The sequence below is a fragment of the Paenimyroides baculatum genome (assembly GCF_008629655.1).
GTDB lineage: Bacteria > Bacteroidota > Bacteroidia > Flavobacteriales > Flavobacteriaceae > Flavobacterium > Flavobacterium baculatum.
The window spans coordinates 110791-132611 of record NZ_VWSG01000005.1 but is presented as its reverse complement, the minus strand read 5'-3'; the positions used below and the strand labels follow the sequence as shown (position 1 = coordinate 132611).

Sequence of the window (21821 nt, the reverse complement as noted above, 5' to 3'; positions counted from 1 at the left end):
TCATTATGAAATGTTATAGTTTTTGTTTTATTTCGTTGTTGTAATGGTTAAGAAGCATTCTATTAAAGTTATCAGGTACGAAAATCAGTTAAAAAACAACTGGGATAGTTTTGTAAGCGAAGCAAAAAATGGCACTTTTTTGTTTCAGCGTGATTTTATGGAATATCACAGCGACCGATTTGATGATTTTTCACTTATGTTCTTTTCAGATAACGAATTGGTTGCTTTGCTGCCGGCTTGTAAGATCGATACTATTTGTTACAGTCATAAAGGATTGACGTATGGTGGTTTGATTGTTAAAAAGGAATGTAAATTTGCTTTATATAAAGATATTTTTACTGCATTGATTGATTTTTTAAGGGATCAAAATTTTACAGAATTGATCATTAAAACAATACCATCAATCTATTGTGAAGCAGGAAATGACGAATTGACGTTTTTACATCAGTTTTACGGTGGTTCTGTAGAAATGAATATAGGATCGGTTATTTACAACAGAAAAGAAATTGTTTTTTCTAAATCTGTTGTTCGAAATGCAAAAAATGCGCAGAAGAAAGGAATCGAAATAAGAAAATCAAACGATTTTAAAACTTTTTGGAATGATTTGTTACTACCAAGATTAGAAGAACGCTTTAGTAAAAAACCAATTCATTCGTTAGATGAAATAATTTACTTAAAAGAGCGTTTTCCTGATGAAATTGAATTATACGCGTCTTTTTTAAATGACGAAATGATTGCAGGAACCATTTTATTCAACAATAAAAATTTTGTAAAATCGCAATACATCGCAAGTAAATCAAGCTATAATAAATTAGGCGGTTTAGATTTGCTTCATTATGAAATCATTAAAAATTTAAAGACCAATTATTTTGATTTCGGAACATCGTCTGAAGATTTATCAACTGCCGAAAATTCTAATCTGTTGGCATGGAAAGAGCAGTTTGGTGCGCGAACAATTGTATTTCCAACTTACACGTTTAAAATTAACCAACCAAAAATATGATTCCGTATTTAAATTTAAAAAAATTGAATGAGCCTTATCAAGATGCTTTTCTTGAGAAAACGAAACTGTTTTTTAATAAGGGACATTACATTTTAGGTGACGAAGTGTTGAAGTTCGAGGAAGAATTTGCCGATTACTGCAATGTTTCGCATTGTATAGGCGTTGGAAATGGACTGGATGCGTTGGTTTTAATTTTTAAAGCGTATTTAGAATTAGGTATTTTAAAGGAAGGTGATGAAGTTATTGTGCCTGCAAACACTTATATAGCCAGTATTTTATCAATTATTAATGCAGGTTTAACTCCAAAGTTAGTCGACACAAATTTACTGAACTACAATTTAACGTTAGATGTTTTACAGCAGCAAGTTACACAACACACAAAAGCGGTTTTAATGGTGCATTTGTACGGACAAGTGAACGATGCGTTGAAAATTAAGACTTTTTGTAAAGATTTCGGTTTATTGTTTATTGAAGATGCTGCGCAGGCACACGGAGCAACAGCTGATAATATGAAAGCGGGATCAATTGGCGATTCTGCTGGATTTAGTTTTTATCCGGGAAAAAATCTAGGATGTATTGGCGATGGCGGCGCTGTTACAACGAATAATACCAAGTTAGCAAACTGTATTCGCAGTTTACGTAATTATGGTTCTGAATTAAAATACCACAATATTTACAAAGGAATTAATTCAAGATTAGATGAATTACAGGCGGCTTTTCTGCGTTTGAAATTGCCTGATTTGGATTTCGACAATAAAACACGGCAAGGAATAGCAAAAAGATATCTTTCAGAAATTACAAATCCGCTAATTGCTATGCCTTTTGTAGCCGATTTTGAAGCACATGTTTTTCATATTTTTCCGGTAAGGGTTGAAAATAGGGCAGATTTTCAAAATTATTTGTTGCAGCACGACATTCAAACGTTAATTCATTATCCAATTCCGCCGCACAAACAGGAAGCTATGCAGGAATTTAATGGATTGCAATTTCCTATATCCGAATTAATTCATCAGCAAATTGTAAGTATTCCATTAAATCCGTCGTTAACTGTAGATGAACAAGATTTTATCATTGAAAAAATAAATGGGTTTTAATTTTTAATTATGTTAATTTTTACTAAATTGCATGAAATTTAAAATAAATTAACACATGAAAACACAAAAATTACCATTACTTATCTTGTTAGGAATTTCTATTAATTCAACTGCACAAATTTATTCAGGCTCTGGAGGAGCTAGTCAAATCCAACCAAATTCTTTCACACTTAATACAAATATTGGAATAGGAACAAATGCACCCTCTGAAAAACTTCATGTTAAGAATGGAAATCTAAGAGTAGAAGGTAAAACAAATACAAACCAAATAGTTGTAGGAGGACTTTCTAACAATCAAACTTTTATTAATGGAGCTGATAATTCAGCAAAAAGTATGGTTTTATCTGCTGGACCTGTGCTTGCAGATGGTTATGGTAGTTTAAGGTTTATTGATTATCCTACATCAAATTTAAGAACTACTGCTTGGGCCTATTTTGCTATTGAAGATAGAAATAATATGGCAAGATTTAATTATGATGCTATTACAGGTGGTAACGGTAGATTTCAACTTTTTAGTAAGCAGCAGGAAGCAATGCTACATTTCAACGAAGATGGAAATAGTGCTTATTTAACTCTGCCTAAAGCTGATTCTTATTTAGGTATTGGAACAAGTAATTTTGTTGATGGTTCAGATATTTACAGATTGGCTGTAAAAGGTAAAGTAAGAGCAGAAGAAATTAAAGTTTACAATACTTGGGCTGATTATGTATTTGCAGATGATTATGTTTTAACTCCTTTAAATGAAGTTGAAAAATTTATTCAAGAAAATAACCGTTTGCAAAATTTTCCTTCAGCTAAAGAAATTGAAGAAAAAGGATTGCCATTAGGCGAAATTACTAAAATTCAGCAAGAGAAAATTGAAGAGTTAACTTTGTATTTAATACAGCAAAACAAAGAGATCGAAAACTTGAAAAAAAGATTTGAGGAATTACAAAATAATAAATAATTCAACTTTATGAAAAAAATAATTTTGTATTTTACAATTATAGCCTCTAACTATTATTGTAATGCCCAGTCTATAAATGATAATTGGATTCTTGGTAATAATTTAGTAAAATTTAATAATGGTAGTTTAAGTGTATCATTGCCTCCAAATGGAATAACACCTGCAGGTTCTCGCACTATTGTTAGTGACGAAAATGGTGATTTACTTTTTTACCTAGGTAATGATGATAAATTTTATGATAAAAATGGAGGAATAATTTCCCCAAATTATAATTATTATGGCAGCCTTGAGTTAAAGAATACTTATTCTGCTTTACAGAATGCAATAATTACACCTAATCCAGGGATTCCGGGTGAGTATTTTGTTACTACTATGGGATCGCAAGTACTTTTAGGTGATATTCCTGAATTTCATATTTATTCAGTTTGGGTATTAGATTTTAATGACCCAGCTTTTCCATTAGGAAATATTAAAGCAAGCAGTACAAGCTTAGGAGGTTTACAAAATAATATAGGTTTTTCTGGTCTGGCTACATTAAAAAAAGCTAATAGTAATGAATTTTTTCAAGTGGTAAGTACTAGTAATGGAATTATAGAAACCTTTAAATTTAATGGATATATTCAAGGTTATCCTCAATTTAACATTGTAAGTAATACATCTATTAGTAATATGCCACAGTCTATTTTCTCACATTCAATGTTGAAAATAAGTCCAGACGGTTCTACTTTAGGGGTGTTGTATGGAAATGATAGTAATATATGGAATTTGTATATTGCTGATTTTGATAATATTACTGGGAAAGTGACAAATATTAATTTAATTAAAACTTCATCAACACGTATTAAAGATTTTGAATTTTCGTCAAATTCAGCATTGTTATATATACTGATGGGTAAACAAAGCAACAATCTAATAGGTGGAAATATTGTTGTTAGGAATCTTGCAAATATAGCATATCCTGAAACCACATTATATGACCCATCTGCAATAGAAAAGGATAATTTGCAACGTGCCACGGATGGAAATATCTATTTTACAAATTTGTCGGTAAGTGGAAATACTTATAGTTCTGATAAAATATATAAAATTGATAATTCAAATGATTTATTAGGGATGAATATAAACTCAAATTATACTTCATTATTAAATAATATAGTTTACACAAGGGATCAAAGTTATCTTTTGCATAAAAAATTAGGAACAATTCCTGAACTTGTTCCAGATTATAATTGTGTTGAAGATATATATTCATCTAATATATCAATAATTAATAGTGAAGTTAATAAATCAGCAATTAATGGTATTGTATTAAATCATACAATGAATTCATCATCTAAAGGTTACTACCAAGCAGGAAACAGTATTGTACTCTCAAAAGGTTTTAGCATAAAATCAGGGTCAAACGTTGTTTTTAAAATAGATGATTGTACTTCACCTTTACCAAAACCTTTTAATAAAACATCTAACAATGAAAGCACTAGTAAAGATGAGCTAATAATTAAAATGACTGATGATATTAAAGTTTATCCTAATCCATTTTCAGAATTTGTTAATTTAGATTTAAGTAACTATAACAAGGATACTAATTTTACTTTAGTTGTTTATGATATACATGGTAAAAAAGTAAAAGATTATAGATTTAATGGAGGAAATACTGAACAATTAAGATTAAACGAATTATCTTCGGGTATATATGTTCTTAAAGTCTCTTCTAATCAAGGACTTGAAAAAAGTTTCAAATTAATAAAAAAATAAATAATTTAGAAATGAAAAAAGAGTGGTAATACCACTCTTTTTTTTTTAGTAATTTTGAACATCAATATTTTATAACTAAAAAAATTAGGTTTGAAATCAAGAAAAATTCACATTAAATGGACATTTATATAAAATCGTTTAATCGTGCCTATTTATTGCACAGAACAATAGCAAGTATCTATTATTATTTAAATGGTTTTGATGGAAGAATTATTGTTTTAGACGATGGTACTCCGCAAAAATATTTAGATAAAATTGTTGAATTATTTCCTGATATTCAAATTATAAAATCACCTTATTACGAACAGAAAAGTAAAGATATTTCTTTAATTAAAGTACCTAAAAAAGTTATTCCTGCCGATTTTTGGCGCGATGAAGTTTTAAAAGGATCAGAATATTTTATTCTTTTAGAAGACGATATGTGGTTTACTCAACCAGTAAATTATAAAGATTTCACAAAAGAGATTTATGATTTAAAAATGGACATGATTAAATTTTTATGGTTAAAAAATACAAAGCTGATTTCTGATAATATCATTCAAAAAACAGCATTTTTTAATATTGTTCAACCAAAAGTTCTGACTAAAAACCCTTTTTTGTTTGATGCCATTTTTAGAACAAACAAATTTAAATTAGGTAGTTTAGTTATTAAATTGTTCAATCATAAATTAGAACTTTTAAAATATTACCGTTTATACATGGTTGCTGGGGGCGTTTTTTCAAAAAGATATTATGAAACTTGTTGGAAATCTAGCCAAGATAATGTTGATGAATTAAAACAAATCAGCCAACTTTTAAAAAGTAAAATTGATACTAATATTGGAAATTTTAAAAAAGAAATTTTAAAAACCACGTTGAAAACCACTGCTACATTAATATCAAAAGAAAATTTAGGAATAACTATTGATATTTTCAAAATTAATGAAATATTAAATGAGGAATGGTTAAATGGGAATACCTACAAAATAGATGATTTTAATTCAGATATTTCTACTGATTGGATTAGTAAGAGTCTTTTAAAGATTACTAAAAATAAAAGTTTATATTCTACCTGGGAAACATGGTATGAAGCATTTAGGTTATCATATAAAAAAATTGGAAGTGAAATATAATGAGTGATTCTAATTATAAATCTTTATTTAAAGCAACTGGACTATTTGGCATTGTAGAGCTTATTAGAATTCTACTTCGTGTAATTGTGAACATGTTCGCGAGTAAATTTTTAGGACCTGTTGGGGTAGGTTTAATTGGATTTGTTGAAAACACTACACAATTAATAATCTCTTTGACTAGTTTTGGTTTAAATTTTACTGGTATTAGAGAGATTGCTTCTAATAAATTATCAAATGAATTACAATCTTCTATTAAATTTATAAATCTATTTTCACTTGCAACAGGTTTTTTAGCTGCAATTATTTCAATTTTATTTTCCACTTATTTAAGTAGAGGAACTTTTGGGACAGATAAATACTCTATTTGGTTTGTATGTTTGGCAGTTTATTTTGTGTGCACAAGCTTTGTTCAGAGTAGAACTATCATTTTAGAAGGTTTACAGGAAATTAAAAAGCTACTTGTATTGAATATTATTACCAACGTTATAAATGTTGTTATTATAATAAGTTGTTATTATTTGTACAATATTCAAGGTATTATTTTATCAATGATTTTAACTTCGGTGATAAATATGATGTTTTTTTGGCGAGGTACAAAAAAATACAATATAAGTTCAGTTAAAATTCCTAAAGAGGAATTAAAAAATAACTTTAAACGATTTACAAAATCTGGTAGTTTATTGGCATTAAATACTTGTATTGGATTGTCAGGTTATTTATTAATCCGTTATTATTTAAAACCTATTGATGAAGGAGTAGTTTTAGGTTATTATCATGTAGGTAATATTTTAATGGTTTCGTACGTAGGGATTTTATTCATTGGGATTAATAAATTTTATTTTCCAAAATTGACACAGTCTTTAAAAACTGATAATAAATTTGAAATCAATAAATTAATAAATAATCAGCTTGAATTGTGTTTAATAATTTTGATGCCTGCAATATTTCTTTTATATTTTTTAGGTGATATTTTTATTAAATTATTGTTTTCAGTGAATTTTTTACCAGTATATGAGATTTTAATCTTTGGTCTTGTTTCAATTTTTTTTAGAGGTTTTAATTATATTGTAGGATATATCATTTTGTCGCATAATAATTTTAAACAATATTTTTACATCAATTCAATAAGCGATATATTTAACATATTATTCACGATTGTATTTTATAAATACATTGGACTCTACGGAATAGGTTTGGCTATAACAATAAACTATATTTTATCTGCTATATATACTTATTATTTTGCGAAGATTAATTATAGTTTTAATTTAGATAAACAATCCAAAAAACTTTTACTTTTTACTATTATTTCATGTTTAATAATTATTTTATGCTATTTTTATTTTAATGAATTAGCCTACCGTGTATCTACTGTCCTGTTTTTTATATTATCAATCATTTATAGCGGTTTCAAACTAGATAAATATTTATTAAATGAATTATTAATACGAAAAATAAAATCTGTACTAAATAAATAACCAAAAATAGTATGAGCAAAATAATTACACTACCAAAAATTGAAGATCCTCGAGGAAATTTATCTGTAATTCAAGGAAATACCATTCCTTTTAAAATTAACCGTGTTTATTTTTTGTACGATGTACCAAGCGGAGCAGAACGTGGCGGACATGCACATAAAAATCAGCAGGAATTTATAATTGCTGTTTCAGGTAGTTTTGAAGTGGTTTTACATAATTTAACCGAAGAAAAAGTATATCATCTGTTTAAACCCAATGAAGGTCTGTATGTTCCTATTAACACTTGGCGAGAGTTGCGAAATTTTTCATCAGGATCGGTTTGTTTGGTAGTTTCTTCTGATGAATTTGATGAAAGTGATTACATACGTGATTTTAATGATTTCAAGAATTATCTAAAATAATCGAATTCTACATTTTAATTCAACTAAAGAAAATTTAAGAAACTCTACCCACTGTTTATTTTTTAAACATTGTTGCATGCTGTAATGAATCCTTTTAAGTAATGCTTGGTTTTCTATGTTTGATCTATTTCTTAAGATTGATTCGCTATAAATTTGTCGAATTGATTTATTTATTTTTCTTGAAAACTCATCGTTTTTATGAAACTGATTTCCCAATGAGTTCTCTAAAAACCTTTTTTCGACCAAAAAATCGTCAAGAAATTTAATTTCATACAATCTTGAAAGTCGCAACCAGTAATCTAAGTCTTCAAAAAATAATTCTTCGTTGTATCCTTTCAACAATTCAAAATGATTTCGTGTAATCATAGAAGCAACTGAGCACATTATTATTCCGCCTGAAAGTAATCTTAAATAATTGGTTTTGTGCAATAATAAATCGGTTACTTTATTTTGTTTATCAACTTCAAAATACGGTTTTGTTCGCATGCCATATTCGTTAATATTGAAAGCATTTCCAAAAATCAATCCTACATTATCAGTCTGCTTTGTAAAGAAATTCACCTGTTTTTCAATACAATTTTCCAGCAAAATATCATCTGCAGAAAGATCAATTAAATAAGTTCCTTTACATTGTTTAAATCCATAATTAAAAGCTTTTGTAGAACTAACAAGTTCGGTAAACTGGATATATTTTATCGATGGATTTTTATTTGCTATTTTTGTAATAACATCATGAGAATTGTCTGAACTTCCATTGTTAATAACGATTAATTCTATATTTTTATAGGTTTGATTTAATACCGAATTTATAGCTTGTTGCACAAAATCTTCGTGGTTAAAACAAATACAAATTACAGAAACAACAGGTAAAGACATTTTTTTAATTTACAGCAAATATATTGAAAAAAAATAAAATAGCATTGGTTACATACTCTTTATCGTCTGGTGGTTTGGAGCGGGTAGTGGCAAACAGTACTTTTTTGTTCGAAGAAATGGGCTACGATGTACATTTGTATGTTTTAGAATCGAAAATTGATTATCCGTTCACAGGAGAATTACATCATTATAATATTGATCATTTAGGATTTTTATCCAAAATCAAAACTTACTTAAATATTAAAAAATCAATTAAGCGAAATAATTTTACATTGGTAATCGACCACAGATACCGCTTAAACTTTATAACCGAAATTCTTTGGCAAAAACTTATTTACAGCAAACAAAAGGTTTTTAATTACATTCACAGTTCTAATATTAGTAGTTATTTGTTTAGTTCTGATAAATTGAATCAATTCTTGTTTAAAAACAGACTATTTATTTGTGTTTCGTTAGGTATTGAAAAAAAAGTAAAAAGACAATTTCCTTTTTTCAATACACAAACCATTTATAATTTTGTCGATTTTAAAAAGAAAGTAGAATCTGAACAGCAATCTGACAAGTACATTTTATCTATTGCCAGAATGGATTATGAAAATGTAAAACAGGTTGATTTGTTGTTAGAGTGTTATGCAAAAAGTATGCTTCCAGCAAAAGAAATCCGATTAGTTATTTTGGGTGATGGCGTTCGATTAGAAGAAATGAAATCTTTAGCAGATGAATTAAATATTTCAGCTTTTGTAGATTTCAAAGGATTTGAACCAAATCCTGAAAGCTACTTAAAAAACGCTTTATTTTCTGTTTTAACAAGCAAATACGAAGGTTTACCAACCATTTTAGTTGAATCATTATTAATGGAAACGCCTGTGATTTCTTTTGATTGCGAAACGGGTCCTAACGAAATTATTGTAAATCGATATAATGGATTGTTGATTGAAAATCAAAATAAAGATAAAATGATTCAAGGAATGAATGAGTTGATTAATAAAGATGAACTTTATCAATTTCTACAGAAAAATGCTTACAAATCTGTTGAGAAATTTCAAATTGAAGCTATTAAAAAGCAATGGAGAAAAGTTATTAATGATAAACAGTAAAATCAATACCATTACTTTTTAAATAGTGTTTTAAGTTTAATAATGGTCTTAAAATTATCGACGGAAAATAAAAGAGTATTTTTGTTTTAGACTTTAAGTTTTCTGAAGCAACATTTTGTAACAATTCTTTAGTTCTTTCGCTGTTTCCTGCAATATGATATTTTAATGCATACTCAATTCTGTAAAGATCCAAGAACTTTTTTAAGCTTTTATTTATTTTTTCCTCACTTAAAAATTGACTAAATTTTGGAATGGTTTTATTGTTTATATGAGTTTTCGATAGACTTATGTTTTCGTCTAAAAAGTTATAAATCAATGTGTTGTTTTTTGTTATGGCTGTTTTATATTTAATTGCTATTTTAATCCAATATTCTAAATCTTGACCACTTGAAATTGTTTTATCAAATCCGCCAATCTCATTAAAAATATCATTATGTATGCAAACTGCCGATGTTAATGCAACTCTGTTTATTAAACTACTTTTAAAAAAATCAGTTACATAGCCTTCATAATTTTCTTCAATATCAATAAAATTATTCTTAATAAAGGTATTTTTTGATATTTGAGTAACGTATCTGTTACAATACATTTTGGCATCGGGAAATTTAGTGATTGTATCATGAAATGCCTGCAGATGATTTGTTTTCCAAGAGTCGTCTGCATCTAAAAAACAAATATAATCAGCTTTAGCATTTTCCATTCCAGTATTTCGAGCGACAGAAACTCCTTGGTTTTTCTGATAGATAATTTTTAATCTGATGTCATTAAATTCCTCTAAAATTTCTAAACTTCTGTCAGTTGATCCATCGTTAACAACGATAACTTCAAAATTGTAGAATGACTGATTGAAAACACAATTCAACGTATTTTGAATGTATTTTTCTTTGTTGTAAAGCGGGATTATTACTGAAAAGAAAGGTGTCATTTATAATTGGCTGAAATATCCTAAACGGTAAATATCATAAATAAATAGGGAAGGTTTGCTGCTTAACAAGTTTTTTTCAAAACTATTTTTTTGCATTTTGTAGATAAATTTTATTAAAAACAATAATTTTGTTTGATTTAACAAATTAAATACAGCGCTTATTTTTGCATAATCGGTTGTTAGATAGTTTTTCGACAAAAGAAACTTTAAGCCTTTTAGCGAATCATTTGTTTTTTGCATAAACACTTCGCTGGTTTCAATTCCATTATGCACTACCTGATTGTTTATATGTTGTAAGGATATTTTATTTTTCATTAAATCGAACGAAAACAACAAATCTTCGTAACGTAAATTTGGAATGTCTTCATTAAAACGAACACTCCTGAAAATTTCTTTTTTAATTAAAAAATTAAGCGTTAAAAAGGAAACATAAACATTTTCATTTCGCTTTTCGGCAGATAATGCTTCTCGTTTGTTTCCATAAATCCAACGCAGTAATTGATCGTTGTTAGGTTTACTTTCCTGATAAATAATTCCACCATAAACAACACCGTAATTAGAATTACTTTTAATAAAATTCACATAGTTTTTGATAAACTGATTACTGATTATTCGAACATCAGCATCCAAAAAAAGTAAATTATCAAACGATGCTTTTGTTGATAATAAATTTCTAATACTGCTTCTTCCAATATTTTGATTTAAAACAGAATACGAACAGTTATCTAAACTATTAATTTCATTGTTTTCAGTATAAAAATTTTGAGAAGCATCATCTAAAACAATTATTTCAAAACTTAATTTTTCAGCAATACATTGTTCTCTGACTTCTTTAACAAGAGGAAAAACATTGTAATTATATGTAGGAATTAATATAGAAAGCATTTTATTTTTTTTGATAAAATCCGACTAAAAAATCGGGTTTGTTTTCTTTTAAATAATCATCTTCAATCTTAAACAACTTATTTAAAATAGTCTGTTTTTCAGCATTTAAATCAACAAAATGATAAGCGATATCTTTAAAGACACTCATTAAAATATTTCCGCCGAAAGATCTTTCTTCAACCACATTAAAATACTTGTAAACGGTGTCTAAAATATTTGCTGACGAAACACTTTCTGAAGGATCTGCAAGGTAAACTCGAAATAATCCGTTGCCGTAAAATTTGTTTTTTACCAGATTAGTAGCTCCTCTAATTTTATGTTCTTTGGGAATTATATCTAAAGCACTATTGATAGTCTGAATTTGCTTCTTTGGAAACTGAAACCTGTTTGCACCAACATATTCGTTGATAAACAAACAACCATTATTTTTTAAAGCAGGAATTATTTTGTCTTTGAATAATTGGTCTAAATTCGAAAAATGATGTAACGATGCATGAAAAACTACTAAATCGTAATAATTTTCTTTAAAAGTGGTTTTGTAAATATCTTCGCACTTAAAATGAATATTGTTTAATTGCTTTTCTTGTGCGATTTTTTGAGCTTTCTCTATGTTGTTTAAACCCAGATCGACACATAAAATTTCACTGAAAGTATTGTTGAAGCTTGCATAATAAATTTCATGCTGACAAGTACCTGAACCTAACGAAAGAACTTTTAAATTTTTTTTATCTTTTAAATGGTGGTTGATTAAGTAATCTCTGAAATCAGTATTGTCATCGCGTGAAATCATTTTGTTCCAACGGGTTTGTACTGCAGGAATATCCCACCAATTGGTGTTTTCTAATCTGAAAGTATTAAAGGCACTACTTATTCTTGATTCTTTTTTAAAAGAAAATTTTGATGCAATAAAACCAAAACCTCTTTGGTTTAGCTTGGTATAAACATCGATAAAATCTTCTCTTGTAAGTAATCGAATCATTTTAAACCGTTTTCTGAACTACTTCAAAAACTTTTCCTTCGTCACATTTCAACGTTTTAGCAGGATATTTCAACAACAAAGCATAATCATGTGTTGCCATTAAAATTGTACGTCCGTTTTGATTGATTTGCTGTAAAACCTCCATAACTTCAACACTTGTTTGTGGATCCAGGTTTCCTGTTGGTTCATCGGCTAAAATTAACTCGGGGTCGTTTAACAAAGCACGTGCAATTGCCACACGTTGTTGCTCGCCACCCGAAATTTGATGTGGCATTTTACGAATATGCTGTAACATACCAACACGATCTAAAACATCTTCGATACGTGTATTCATATCAACTTCGTTTGTCCAGCCGGTTGCTTTTAAAACAAATAGTAAATTTTCGAAAATATTTCTGTCTGGAAGTAACTTAAAATCCTGAAAAACAATTCCTAATTTACGTCTTAAAAAAGGAATGTCGTTTTGTTTCAAAGTGCGTAAGTCATAATCAACAATAACACCTTCGCCTTGTTTTAAATCTAAATCGGCGTAAAGCGTTTTCATTAAACTACTTTTACCTGAACCGGTTTTTCCAATTAAATAAATGAATTCACCTTTATGAATATCAATATTAACATCGGCTAAAATAGGCTCGGTTTCTTGAAAAATGGTTACATTATGTAGTTTTAAGATAGATGCTGACATGGATTTTTTTTGTAAAAATATCAAAAGTTATGCGTTAATAAAAATTCAATCTCAAAAAAAGGGAGTTTAAATTTGATTAAAGTCGGTTTTTAGAAAAAGTAAAACCAATTTTTGCAGACATAAAGTTGTAATTGTTTATATATTTTTCCCAATTTGGATGTGTTTCTGTTCTCATTTTATTAAACGAATATTTTAATCCAAAAGTTACATAAGCTCTGCTACCAATTTTATGCTGATAATCGATACCTAAACCTAATCCGTCACTTTCAAAATCTAATTCTTTGCTACCATAGCCTGTTGATGTATACTTTGTATAATCATATGAGACATAAGGTTCAATTAAACTTTCTGTTGTTATTGGCTGATAATAACTTAAATAAAGCCCAGGTGTAAAGGCTGTTGTTCTATGAAAAAAACCAAAATAGTTATTGTTTTTAGTTTCCATTCTGTGTAAAGATGCATGAATACCAGCAGTAAATCGACTATAACTAAAAATTCCTAAACGTGCCGAAATCAATGGAAATGCTTCGGAATGAGCATCGCCCACCATACTTTTATTAGGAGCTAAATTTGAAAATCCAAAAGTAAATTGAAAAGTATCAACAAAATCAACTTTTGATTTTTTTTCATCTTGTGAATAACTTGATAACGAAAGTAATACGCACATTAAAATGATTATCTTTCTCATAATTAATAGTTTAAAGTGCCTAAATTAATGTAATAGTTATTTGTGTTATAGTGAGATATGTAACCGTAATATTTACTATTTTTACCACGTGTTACTTTTACAACATATACACTTGTGTCTTCATTTCTGGGGATAGAAATACTTATTTTACCTGATGCATCAGTTGTTGTTTTAGAAATACTTATAGGCTCATCTTGATACTGGTCATAAACTATTTCATTAGACGATAATTCTGTTATTGTTCCATTTTTAGGTTTGTTGTAAACTGGATAAAAATTAACTTCAGCATTACTTAAAGGAACATTATTGTATACAACTTTTCCTTCTATTATTGTTCGGGTATCACCATCGTAAAAGTCGTTTGTACAACTTGAGAAAAGTAAAGGCGTAAAAGCTAAAAAAAGTATTTTTTTCATAAGATATCGGTTAATTCAAGTTTCATTGCAAAACAAACAATTTCGTCTAATTTAATATAAAAATAGATTTCTTTTTCATTAATTGAAGAATAAATCGCAGTTTTTTGTTTAAAAGTTAATTCTTTTAAGTAATTAATATCGATTACATTGATTCGATTTTTCTCAAGAATATCAATCGGTAAACAATCTAAACACCATTCAATGTACTTCACGTTGTTTACATGATTCAGTGCATCTAAATCGGAAAATACGACTTTATGATGACTCACTAATTCTGCGTTTTGCGATAAATCAATCTTATTGAATTTTTTTAATGTAGCTTTCTTTTCAGGATATTTTTCTAAATGATCGTGAGAAATTGCAATAGCTTCGGGTCTGCGTTTTTCGGTATTTAAAACTACCCAAAGACTGTTTCCACCGATTATTTTTTCATCATTTAAGAAAACATCAAAATCACGAATCGTTTTTATGCCCGCAAGTGTTTCAATCCAAGTTTCAATTTCAATAGTTTCGTGCCATTGCGGTAAATTTTCAATTTCGATACGCATGCTGCTTAGAACCCAAGCCTGATTTTTTTGCTGCATATCAAAATAACTCATTCCACCTAAATCTGAATGTTTCCCGGCAACCGCCTGTAGTAAATTCAATAAATCGGTAATGCGAATTTTAGAATTTACAGAGCATTTATCTATTGTTACTTGGCACGAACCTTTGTATTTTGATGAAAACTTATCGGGTAAATTCATTTATGTAGCTTAAAATATTTTTTATTGGGATTTGATACGAAAACCATTCGGTAGCTTCATTGCGCTTAAACCAAGTAATCTGTCGTTTGGCAAATCGGCGAGTGTTTTTCTTGATTTCCTCAACAGCTTCATCTAAAGAAATCTTTCCATCGATAAAATCGAACAATTCTCGGTAACCAACTGTTTGCAAGGCATTTAATTGTTGATGCTCTTTTAAATTAGCAACTTCAAGCAACAAACCGTTATTCATCATTATATCAACACGTTGATTGATTCTGTTGTACATAACTTCCCGCGGAGCTTCCAAACCAATAACGAGAGGAGTGAAGTTACGTTTATTTTTATCTTGATTTAAAAACGAAGAATATGGAGCATTTGCCGCCATTGAAACTCCAATAAAACGCTTCATTCGCTGTTGATTTACCAAAGTTTGCGGATTAGTTGTCTTCAGAAAATCAAAATAGAAAGGATCTAATTGCTGTAATTTTTGTTGAAGATACTCAAAACCGTTCTCTTCGTAATTTTTATCGATTTCGGATTTAATTTCAGTCGAAACTTCCGGAAAATCATCAAATCCTTTTAAAATGGCATCAACATATAATCCTGATCCGCCAACAACAATCTGAATATTATTTTTTAAAAACAATTCATCTAACAAAGGTAAAACCTCTTTTTCGTAATCGCCAACACTGTAGTTTTCGGTGATCGATTTATTCTGAATAAAATGATGCGTTGCTTGTTTTAATTCATCGGTTGATGGAACTGCGGTACCAATCGTCATTTCTTTATAAAACTGTCGACTATCGCACGAAACAATATCGCAATTAAAATGTTTGGCTAATTGAATTGATAATGCGGTTTTTCCAATAGCTGTTGGTCCTACGATTACAATTAGGTAATTATTCGTCGATTTTAACTTCTCCATCAATAAATTTTTCGCCACAATTGTAGCAGTAATTTGCAAATTCGTTGTAAATAAAAGTTTTACAGCGCGGGCAATTATTCTTTACGTTTTTAGTTCTGCGATTTCTTGATAATTCGGCTGTAACAATTCCGGTAGGTACGGCGATAATTCCGTACCCCATAATCATAATGAACGATGCTATTGCTTTGCCAATTGGTGTAATTGGGGCAATATCGCCATAACCAACGGTTGTCATGGTTACAATGCACCAATAAATACTATTTGGAATGTTGGTAAACCCGTTGTGGCGACCTTCTATTACAAACATAATGGTACCTAAAATAACCGACATAACCAAGATAAAATAGACAAATACAACAATTTTGTTAGCACTTGCACGTAATGATTCTTTTATGTGCGATGATTGATTTAATACCGGAATTAAATCTAAAATAGCAAATAATCGCAGTAAACGTAAAGATCGTATAACACCCAAAGCTTCTGATCCCGGGAAGAAAAAACTTAAATACATGGGTAAAAGCGACAGTAAATCTACAAAACCATAAAAACTGAAAATATAATTCAGCGGTTTTTTGTTACTTATGATTCGTAAGATATATTCCAGCGTAAAAAATACGGTAATTATCCATTCACTTACAACAAAAAAATCGTGATGGAGCTTGTCATACCGCACCACACTTTGCATCATAATTAAAAGTACACTCAACAAAATTACGGCAAGCAACAGCAAATCGAACGTTTTTCCTGCAATGGTGCCCGATCCGTAAATTACGATGTAAATTTTCTGACGAAGTATTTCGTATTTCGATTTTATATGTTTCATTCCTAAAACGATATAATTTTATAGTCTTTTTTTGTGTAAAGATAATGCTTAACCGTATTTAACACATCTTTTGTATAAATAAGCGGAATTAAGATTTTACTTAAAACCTGCGCATTTAGAATTTGATAATTCAGATCGAAAAAGCAAAATCCTTTAAAAATTCCGTTCTCAATAACAACCGCACTTTTTTCGTTTAAGTTTCTTCCTTTTAAAACAATAATTATGTTGTTGTGTTTTAATTTGTTTGATGTTAATAATGAACTGAAAAGTTCGTTGTGCAAAACGGTTGGGTAATTGATGTTTTCTGCAGATGAAAGTGCGTTTTGAACTTCTTCTACAATTTCGTTTTCCTTATACAGATCATTGATAAACTGCAATGCACCTTTTTGATTTTTAAAAGATTGAACGGCATTTTTACGACCATCGCTTTTATGAATCTTTAAGGTTTCGTAACCGTTTTCCAGTTTTTCCTGATAAACCGACCATAAAAAAGGCGATTTTCGTTGTGTTGGATTTAAAACCGGTTTGTTGTGCAGCAATTCTTCACGCTCTTTCAACAATGCGATTAATTCGTTACCTGTTTCTTCAAAAGTTACCGTATAAACTTCTTTTTGAATACGTTTGGCAATTTTGGTATCTGCAGTAAAAATCTGATTTAATTTTTTACGGATATTACTGCTTTTTCCTATAAAAATGATGTTTCCTTTATCGTTATGAACGTAGAAAATACCAATACTTGCAGGGATATTCTCTAAAATATCGAACAATTTAGGCGATATTCCCTGATGAACTTCGTTTTTAATTTGCTGCTTAACAATTTGTTTGTCAATGTCTTTATCTAACAACAGTTTAAAAAGTTTAAGCGTAGCCATGGCGTCGCCGCTTGCTCTGTGACGATCAGCGATTGGAATTCCTAAAGATCGAACCAATTTACCCAAACTGTACGCTTGCGCATCGGGCAATAAAACTTTAGACATTTCAACCGTACACAGCGTTGGTTTTTGAAATTTGTAGCCTAAACGGTCAAATTCCAATTTCAAAATTCGGTAATCAAACGGAGCGTTGTGTGCAACAATAATGCAACCTTCGGTAATTTCAATGATGCGTTTGGCAACCTCAAAAAACTTTGGTGCCTGGCGCAACATAGCATTGTTTATACCGGTAAGTTTAACAACAAACGGCTGAATGGGAATTTCGGGGTTAACCAGACTTATAAACTGATCTACAATTTCAACACCGTCAAACTTATAAATAGCAATTTCGGTAATTCCTTCTTTATTAAATTGCCCGCCGGTGGTTTCTATATCTATTACTGCGTACACTCTGTTGGTTTGTCAGCCCAAAATACGGCTGGTTTCTTAAAGGCTAAAATACGAAAAATGTTAATGAAGCAAGTAATTATGTTTAATCTGTTTTTAGAGAAGTATTTATTTTTTTTGATCTTGTTTTTGATGTTGAATTGTAAGAATATAAAGTGTGTTTTCTAAAATTTCATAATAAAGCAGATAATTATGAATTACCTTTACAGAAACATTTTTAATGTCTGTTTTTCTGCCAATTAGCGGAAATTCCTTTAAAAGATTTAGCTGTTCAAATATCAAAGAAGTTAGTTTAATACTGAAAGATTTTGATTTATTTCGATTGTTCCAATATTTAAGAATTGCTGCTAAATCATCTTTTGCTTTAACTGTCCAAACTATTTGCTCAACCATTCGTCAATTTCATTTTCAACATCGGTGTGTGATAGAATTTCACCTTTTTTAATCTGATTTCTACCTTCTAAAATAGCTTTTTTTTCTGCTTCGGTTGTATGATAAACAGTATCATCACTCTGAAATTTAAGTAACTGTAGCAATTCTTTTAATTGAACTACATCAGTAATTTGAGTGATTTTATTGATTAGATTGAGTTTTAATTCTGCTGAATTCATAATACTAGTGTATTTAATTTCAATAGTAAATTTACAAAAAAAATAATTTCAAATTATATTAACTTCCTCCAAAAATCGAACTTCCAATACGTACAATAGTACTTCCGCATTCAATCGCAATTTTATAATCGCCGCTCATTCCCATAGAAAGTTGTTGAAAATGACAGTTTGGCAATTGATAAGGTTGTAAATAATCGAAAATATCTTTTAATGATTGAAATTCCTTACGAATTACGTCTGCATCTTCTGTAAAAGAAGCCATTCCCATTAATCCGATTATTTTTATGTTTTCTAACGATTTAAATTCTTCTGAATGAATCAATTGTAATAATTCATCGTGCGCCAAACCAAATTTCGATTCTTCGGTTGCAATGTAGACCTGTAACAAACAAGGAATTACACGTCGCCATTTTTTTGCTTGTCGGTTAATTTCAACCAATAATTTTAAACTGTCAACTCCGTGAATTAAACTTACATAAGGTGCCATGTATTTTACCTTGTTGGTTTGTACGTGACCAATCATGTGCCATTGAATGTCTTTTGGCATTTGTTCCCATTTCTCGGTCATTTCCTGAATTTTGTTTTCTCCAAAAATTCGTTGTCCGGCATTATAGGCTTCCAACAAATCGGCAACTGGTTTTGTTTTAGAAACCGCAACCAAATGAACATTTTCAGGTAAAGTGTTTTTTATATTTTGTAAGTTTTCAGCTATTGACATAATCGTTTATTGAAATTCATAGATAATTAAACCGTTGCGCAGTTTTGGTTCTATATATGTACTTTTTGGCGGCATGGTTAAATCGTTATCAGCAAGGGTTTTAATTTCGTTTACCGATGATGGATACAATATAAATCCGATTTTAAATTCACCGTTGTCAACTTTATTTACCAGTTCCATAATATTTTTATTTCCCGGAATATAACTAATTCTGTTATCGGTTCTTAAGTCTTTTATGTTCAATAAAGGGTTTAATATTAAGTCGTACAGAATTTGCGCATCTAAATTGTCGATTATCTGCTCTTTATTCGGAATGTTTTTTAATGTCAACGAATAAAACGATCCTTCTAAATACATACCAAACGTATATTTTTTTGTGGGCTTCCAATATTCGTGCACTTTTTCAACCGAGAATTTTTCATTTAAAATATTCAGAAATTCATGGGTTTCCATACCGTTTAAATCATGAATTAATCGGTTGTATTCGTTAATCTGTATCAGCTTTTCGCAAATTAAAAAGCTCATAAAATAATTCATATTATTGCTGGCATTCTTGCTGTTTTCTTTTAAAAGTAAATCTGAAGTAGCAGAACGATGATGTCCGTCGGCAATATATAAATTTGGAATTTCCTTAAAAGTCTGTTGAATAAAATTCAATTCTTCATCAGAATCAATTTTCCAAAGTACGTGTCTTTCGCGATTGGTTGTTGAAAAATCATACAAAGGCGTTTGATTTATTTTTTGAGCAATCCAAAGTTCCAATTCGTCGCAATTTGGATACATCATTAAAACCGGCTCGGTATTAAACCGAGTTTCGTTAAAATAATCCTTTAAGTTTTCAACGCGGTATTGTAAGGTATTTTCGTGTTTTTTAATCACATTGGTTTCGTAATCTTTCAACGAAGTTCCTGCTAAAATTCCGACGAAATTATTTTTTTTCGATTTGATCTGATACAGATACATTGCCGGATTTTCTTCCTTAATTAAAATTCCGTCACGTTTAAAATCCTGATATTTTGTTGCAACCATTTTGTAACGACGCAATGGATCGATCTTTTCCTGATTGATAAACGCCAAATTAACAATATGAAGAAATGAAAACGGGTTAAAATCGAGCCACGAAGCCAGTTCGGCTGCCGAATAATCATCATACGGACGCGTAGTTACCAACGAAACTTTATCTGCCGCCGGGCGAACTGCTTTAAAAGGAATTATATCTGCCATTTATTTAAAATAAAAACTTAATATAAATAGGTACTATTTTTTGTCATTCCGAACTTGATTCGGAATCTCATAACAAATATAAATAATGAGAAGCTGAATCAAGTTCAGCTTGACAAGGTTTTGAAATCATTACAAGATAAATTAAAAAAACAGAAAAGACAATTGAACAGTGTTCAATCGTCTTTAAAACTTTATTTTCTATTTTTTTACGAAAACATTTTTGCAACTTTTTCTGCTTTTTTACTTTCAGAATAATCGTAGAAACCTTCGCCTGATTTTACTCCTAATTTTCCTGCCATAACCATGTTTACCAATAACGGACAAGGAGCGTATTTAGGGTTTTTAAATCCGTCGTACATTACGTTTAAGATCGATAAACAAACATCTAAACCAATAAAATCAGCTAACTGTAATGGTCCCATTGGGTGTGCCATTCCTAATTTCATTACTGTATCAATCTCACTAACACCCGCAACACCGTTGTATAATGTTTCGATAGATTCGTTAATCATTGGCATTAAAATACGGTTTGCAACGAAACCTGGATAATCGTTAACTTCGGTTGGTGTTTTTCCTAAAGCTAAAGATAAATCCATGATTTTTTTGGTAACTTCATCTGTAGTGTTATACCCACGGATAATTTCTACCAATTTCATGATAGGCACCGGATTCATAAAGTGCATACCAATTACGCGTTCCGGGTTTTTAACAACCGCAGCGATCTGCGTGATAGAAATAGAAGAGGTGTTCGATGCCAAAATAACATCTTCTCTGCAAACCTCGCTTAATTCTTTAAAGATGTTCAGTTTTAGGTTGATGTTTTCTGTAGCAGCTTCAACAACCAAATCTACATTTACAACGCCGTCTTTAACATCGGTATAAGTAATAATATTCTCAATAGTAGCTTTTTTCTCTGCTTCGGTAATTGATCCTTTCGCAATCATACGGTCTAAATTAGACACAATCGTGTTCATTCCGCGTTCTATTGCTTTGTCCGAAATATCAATTAAACAAACTTTAAATCCTTTTTGTGCAAACGTATGAGCAATTCCGTTACCCATTGTTCCTGCACCAATTACAGCTATATTTTTCATTTTTATGTTTTAATACGAATT

The 21821-nt window shown here is 29.7% G+C and carries 24 protein-coding genes; 8 read left to right on the top strand and 16 right to left on the bottom strand.

All coding sequences use genetic code 11. From position 1 onward, the window contains the following. The first annotated feature begins 22 nt into the window (after nt 1-22). From F0460_RS08280 to F0460_RS08250, 7 genes are all read left to right on the top strand, one after another. Nucleotides 23-1003, top strand: a complete 981-nt coding sequence (locus tag F0460_RS08280; RefSeq protein ID WP_190304124.1) for a GNAT family N-acetyltransferase — start codon at nt 23-25, stop codon at nt 1001-1003. After that, entirely contained in the window at nt 1000-2097 is a 1098-nt protein-coding gene (locus F0460_RS08275; RefSeq protein WP_150012134.1) for a DegT/DnrJ/EryC1/StrS family aminotransferase, read from the top strand. Before F0460_RS08280 ends, F0460_RS08275 begins: the two co-directional genes overlap by 4 nt. A 55-nt stretch (nt 2098-2152) precedes the next feature. Further along, nucleotides 2153-3043 carry a hypothetical protein gene (locus F0460_RS08270; RefSeq protein WP_150012132.1) on the top strand — a complete coding sequence of 297 codons (891 nt, stop codon included), beginning with the start codon at nt 2153-2155 and terminating at the stop codon, nt 3041-3043. Between the two features lie 9 nt (nt 3044-3052). Then, complete coding sequence (locus tag F0460_RS08265; protein WP_150012130.1) at nt 3053-4798, top strand: T9SS type A sorting domain-containing protein; 1746 nt, start codon at nt 3053-3055, stop codon at nt 4796-4798. Between the two features lie 116 nt (nt 4799-4914). Then, a complete protein-coding gene (locus tag F0460_RS08260; protein ID WP_150012128.1) occupies nt 4915-5910 on the top strand; it encodes a hypothetical protein in 996 nt (331 codons plus the stop codon). Continuing rightward, nucleotides 5910-7388, top strand: coding sequence for an oligosaccharide flippase family protein (locus F0460_RS08255; protein WP_150012126.1), 1479 nt, complete (start codon nt 5910-5912; stop codon nt 7386-7388). Before F0460_RS08260 ends, F0460_RS08255 begins: the two co-directional genes overlap by 1 nt. A gap of 11 nt (nt 7389-7399) precedes the next feature. Further along, nucleotides 7400-7789 (top strand): sugar 3,4-ketoisomerase, encoded by a 390-nt coding sequence (locus tag F0460_RS08250; RefSeq protein ID WP_150012124.1) that lies wholly within the window; start codon nt 7400-7402, stop codon nt 7787-7789. Here F0460_RS08250 and F0460_RS08245 read toward each other — a convergent pair. Then, nucleotides 7781-8665 carry a glycosyltransferase family 2 protein gene (locus F0460_RS08245; protein WP_150012122.1) on the bottom strand — a complete coding sequence of 295 codons (885 nt, stop codon included), beginning with the start codon at nt 8663-8665 and terminating at the stop codon, nt 7781-7783. The two genes, F0460_RS08250 and F0460_RS08245, sit on opposite strands and share 9 nt — an antisense overlap. Before the next feature lie 23 nt (nt 8666-8688). Between F0460_RS08245 and F0460_RS08240 the strand changes: the two genes are divergently transcribed. After that, nucleotides 8689-9762, top strand: coding sequence for a glycosyltransferase (locus F0460_RS08240; protein WP_150012120.1), 1074 nt, complete (start codon nt 8689-8691; stop codon nt 9760-9762). Here the strand turns inward: F0460_RS08240 and F0460_RS08235 are convergent. From F0460_RS08235 to F0460_RS08165, 15 genes are all read right to left on the bottom strand, one after another. Further along, nucleotides 9746-10687, bottom strand: coding sequence for a glycosyltransferase family 2 protein (locus tag F0460_RS08235; RefSeq protein ID WP_150012118.1), 942 nt, complete (start codon nt 10685-10687; stop codon nt 9746-9748). The two genes, F0460_RS08240 and F0460_RS08235, sit on opposite strands and share 17 nt — an antisense overlap. Further along, entirely contained in the window at nt 10688-11572 is an 885-nt protein-coding gene (locus F0460_RS08230) for a glycosyltransferase family 2 protein (RefSeq protein WP_150012116.1), read from the bottom strand. A 1-nt stretch (nt 11573) separates the two neighbouring features. Then, complete coding sequence (locus F0460_RS08225; RefSeq protein ID WP_150012114.1) at nt 11574-12551, bottom strand: class I SAM-dependent methyltransferase; 978 nt, start codon at nt 12549-12551, stop codon at nt 11574-11576. Nucleotide 12552: 1 nt separating this feature from the next. Further along, entirely contained in the window at nt 12553-13236 is a 684-nt protein-coding gene (locus tag F0460_RS08220) for a cell division ATP-binding protein FtsE (protein ID WP_150012112.1), read from the bottom strand. Nucleotides 13237-13312: 76 nt separating this feature from the next. Further along, nucleotides 13313-13924, bottom strand: a complete 612-nt coding sequence (locus F0460_RS08215) for a hypothetical protein (RefSeq protein WP_150012110.1) — start codon at nt 13922-13924, stop codon at nt 13313-13315. A 2-nt stretch (nt 13925-13926) separates the two neighbouring features. After that, a complete protein-coding gene (locus F0460_RS08210) occupies nt 13927-14340 on the bottom strand; it encodes a DUF4198 domain-containing protein (RefSeq protein ID WP_150012108.1) in 414 nt (137 codons plus the stop codon). Further along, on the bottom strand, nt 14337-15086 hold the full coding sequence (locus F0460_RS08205; protein ID WP_150012106.1) for an acyl-[acyl-carrier-protein] thioesterase: 750 nt from the start codon (nt 15084-15086) through the stop codon (nt 14337-14339). Before F0460_RS08205 ends, F0460_RS08210 begins: the two co-directional genes overlap by 4 nt. Next, nucleotides 15070-16011, bottom strand: coding sequence for a tRNA (adenosine(37)-N6)-dimethylallyltransferase MiaA (gene miaA, locus F0460_RS08200; protein ID WP_150012104.1), 942 nt, complete (start codon nt 16009-16011; stop codon nt 15070-15072). The genes F0460_RS08205 and miaA overlap by 17 nt, the downstream gene beginning before the upstream one ends. After that, nucleotides 15986-16834, bottom strand: a complete 849-nt coding sequence (locus F0460_RS08195) for an ion transporter (protein WP_150012102.1) — start codon at nt 16832-16834, stop codon at nt 15986-15988. The genes miaA and F0460_RS08195 overlap by 26 nt, the downstream gene beginning before the upstream one ends. Nucleotides 16835-16836: 2 nt before the next feature. Further along, complete coding sequence (locus F0460_RS08190) at nt 16837-18156, bottom strand: exonuclease domain-containing protein (RefSeq protein WP_150012100.1); 1320 nt, start codon at nt 18154-18156, stop codon at nt 16837-16839. A gap of 105 nt (nt 18157-18261) precedes the next feature. Further along, nucleotides 18262-18546 carry a type II toxin-antitoxin system RelE/ParE family toxin gene (locus F0460_RS08185; RefSeq protein WP_150012098.1) on the bottom strand — a complete coding sequence of 95 codons (285 nt, stop codon included), beginning with the start codon at nt 18544-18546 and terminating at the stop codon, nt 18262-18264. Continuing rightward, a complete protein-coding gene (locus F0460_RS08180) occupies nt 18531-18764 on the bottom strand; it encodes a hypothetical protein (protein WP_150012096.1) in 234 nt (77 codons plus the stop codon). Before F0460_RS08180 ends, F0460_RS08185 begins: the two co-directional genes overlap by 16 nt. A gap of 58 nt (nt 18765-18822) precedes the next feature. Continuing rightward, nucleotides 18823-19482, bottom strand: a complete 660-nt coding sequence (locus F0460_RS08175; RefSeq protein WP_150012094.1) for a YggS family pyridoxal phosphate-dependent enzyme — start codon at nt 19480-19482, stop codon at nt 18823-18825. Between the two features lie 6 nt (nt 19483-19488). Continuing rightward, nucleotides 19489-20706 carry a DUF1015 domain-containing protein gene (locus F0460_RS08170; RefSeq protein ID WP_150012092.1) on the bottom strand — a complete coding sequence of 406 codons (1218 nt, stop codon included), beginning with the start codon at nt 20704-20706 and terminating at the stop codon, nt 19489-19491. 206 nt (nt 20707-20912) lie between these two features. After that, on the bottom strand, nt 20913-21800 hold the full coding sequence (locus F0460_RS08165; protein ID WP_150012090.1) for a 3-hydroxyacyl-CoA dehydrogenase family protein: 888 nt from the start codon (nt 21798-21800) through the stop codon (nt 20913-20915). Between the last annotated feature and the right edge of the window lie 21 nt (nt 21801-21821).

What these genes read in the sequence shown, in the direction of transcription:
- miaA (WP_150012104.1), bottom strand. Translation starts at nt 16,011, where the DNA reads ATGGAGAAGTTAAAATCGACGAATAATTACCTAATTGTAATCGTAGGA.
- F0460_RS08245 (WP_150012122.1), bottom strand. Translation starts at nt 8,665, where the DNA reads ATGTCTTTACCTGTTGTTTCTGTAATTTGTATTTGTTTTAACCACGAA.
- F0460_RS08185 (WP_150012098.1), bottom strand. Translation starts at nt 18,546, where the DNA reads ATGGTTGAGCAAATAGTTTGGACAGTTAAAGCAAAAGATGATTTAGCA.
- F0460_RS08255 (WP_150012126.1), top strand. Translation starts at nt 5,910, where the DNA reads ATGAGTGATTCTAATTATAAATCTTTATTTAAAGCAACTGGACTATTT.
- F0460_RS08215 (WP_150012110.1), bottom strand. Translation starts at nt 13,924, where the DNA reads ATGAGAAAGATAATCATTTTAATGTGCGTATTACTTTCGTTATCAAGT.
- F0460_RS08275 (WP_150012134.1), top strand. Translation starts at nt 1,000, where the DNA reads ATGATTCCGTATTTAAATTTAAAAAAATTGAATGAGCCTTATCAAGAT.
- F0460_RS08220 (WP_150012112.1), bottom strand. Translation starts at nt 13,236, where the DNA reads ATGTCAGCATCTATCTTAAAACTACATAATGTAACCATTTTTCAAGAA.
- F0460_RS08260 (WP_150012128.1), top strand. Translation starts at nt 4,915, where the DNA reads ATGGACATTTATATAAAATCGTTTAATCGTGCCTATTTATTGCACAGA.
- F0460_RS08270 (WP_150012132.1), top strand. Translation starts at nt 2,153, where the DNA reads ATGAAAACACAAAAATTACCATTACTTATCTTGTTAGGAATTTCTATT.
- F0460_RS08180 (WP_150012096.1), bottom strand. Translation starts at nt 18,764, where the DNA reads ATGAATTCAGCAGAATTAAAACTCAATCTAATCAATAAAATCACTCAA.
- F0460_RS08250 (WP_150012124.1), top strand. Translation starts at nt 7,400, where the DNA reads ATGAGCAAAATAATTACACTACCAAAAATTGAAGATCCTCGAGGAAAT.
- F0460_RS08205 (WP_150012106.1), bottom strand. Translation starts at nt 15,086, where the DNA reads ATGAATTTACCCGATAAGTTTTCATCAAAATACAAAGGTTCGTGCCAA.
- F0460_RS08195 (WP_150012102.1), bottom strand. Translation starts at nt 16,834, where the DNA reads ATGAAACATATAAAATCGAAATACGAAATACTTCGTCAGAAAATTTAC.
- F0460_RS08235 (WP_150012118.1), bottom strand. Translation starts at nt 10,687, where the DNA reads ATGACACCTTTCTTTTCAGTAATAATCCCGCTTTACAACAAAGAAAAA.
- F0460_RS08175 (WP_150012094.1), bottom strand. Translation starts at nt 19,482, where the DNA reads ATGTCAATAGCTGAAAACTTACAAAATATAAAAAACACTTTACCTGAA.
- F0460_RS08170 (WP_150012092.1), bottom strand. Translation starts at nt 20,706, where the DNA reads ATGGCAGATATAATTCCTTTTAAAGCAGTTCGCCCGGCGGCAGATAAA.
- F0460_RS08210 (WP_150012108.1), bottom strand. Translation starts at nt 14,340, where the DNA reads ATGAAAAAAATACTTTTTTTAGCTTTTACGCCTTTACTTTTCTCAAGT.
- F0460_RS08165 (WP_150012090.1), bottom strand. Translation starts at nt 21,800, where the DNA reads ATGAAAAATATAGCTGTAATTGGTGCAGGAACAATGGGTAACGGAATT.
- F0460_RS08225 (WP_150012114.1), bottom strand. Translation starts at nt 12,551, where the DNA reads ATGATTCGATTACTTACAAGAGAAGATTTTATCGATGTTTATACCAAG.
- F0460_RS08265 (WP_150012130.1), top strand. Translation starts at nt 3,053, where the DNA reads ATGAAAAAAATAATTTTGTATTTTACAATTATAGCCTCTAACTATTAT.
- F0460_RS08230 (WP_150012116.1), bottom strand. Translation starts at nt 11,572, where the DNA reads ATGCTTTCTATATTAATTCCTACATATAATTACAATGTTTTTCCTCTT.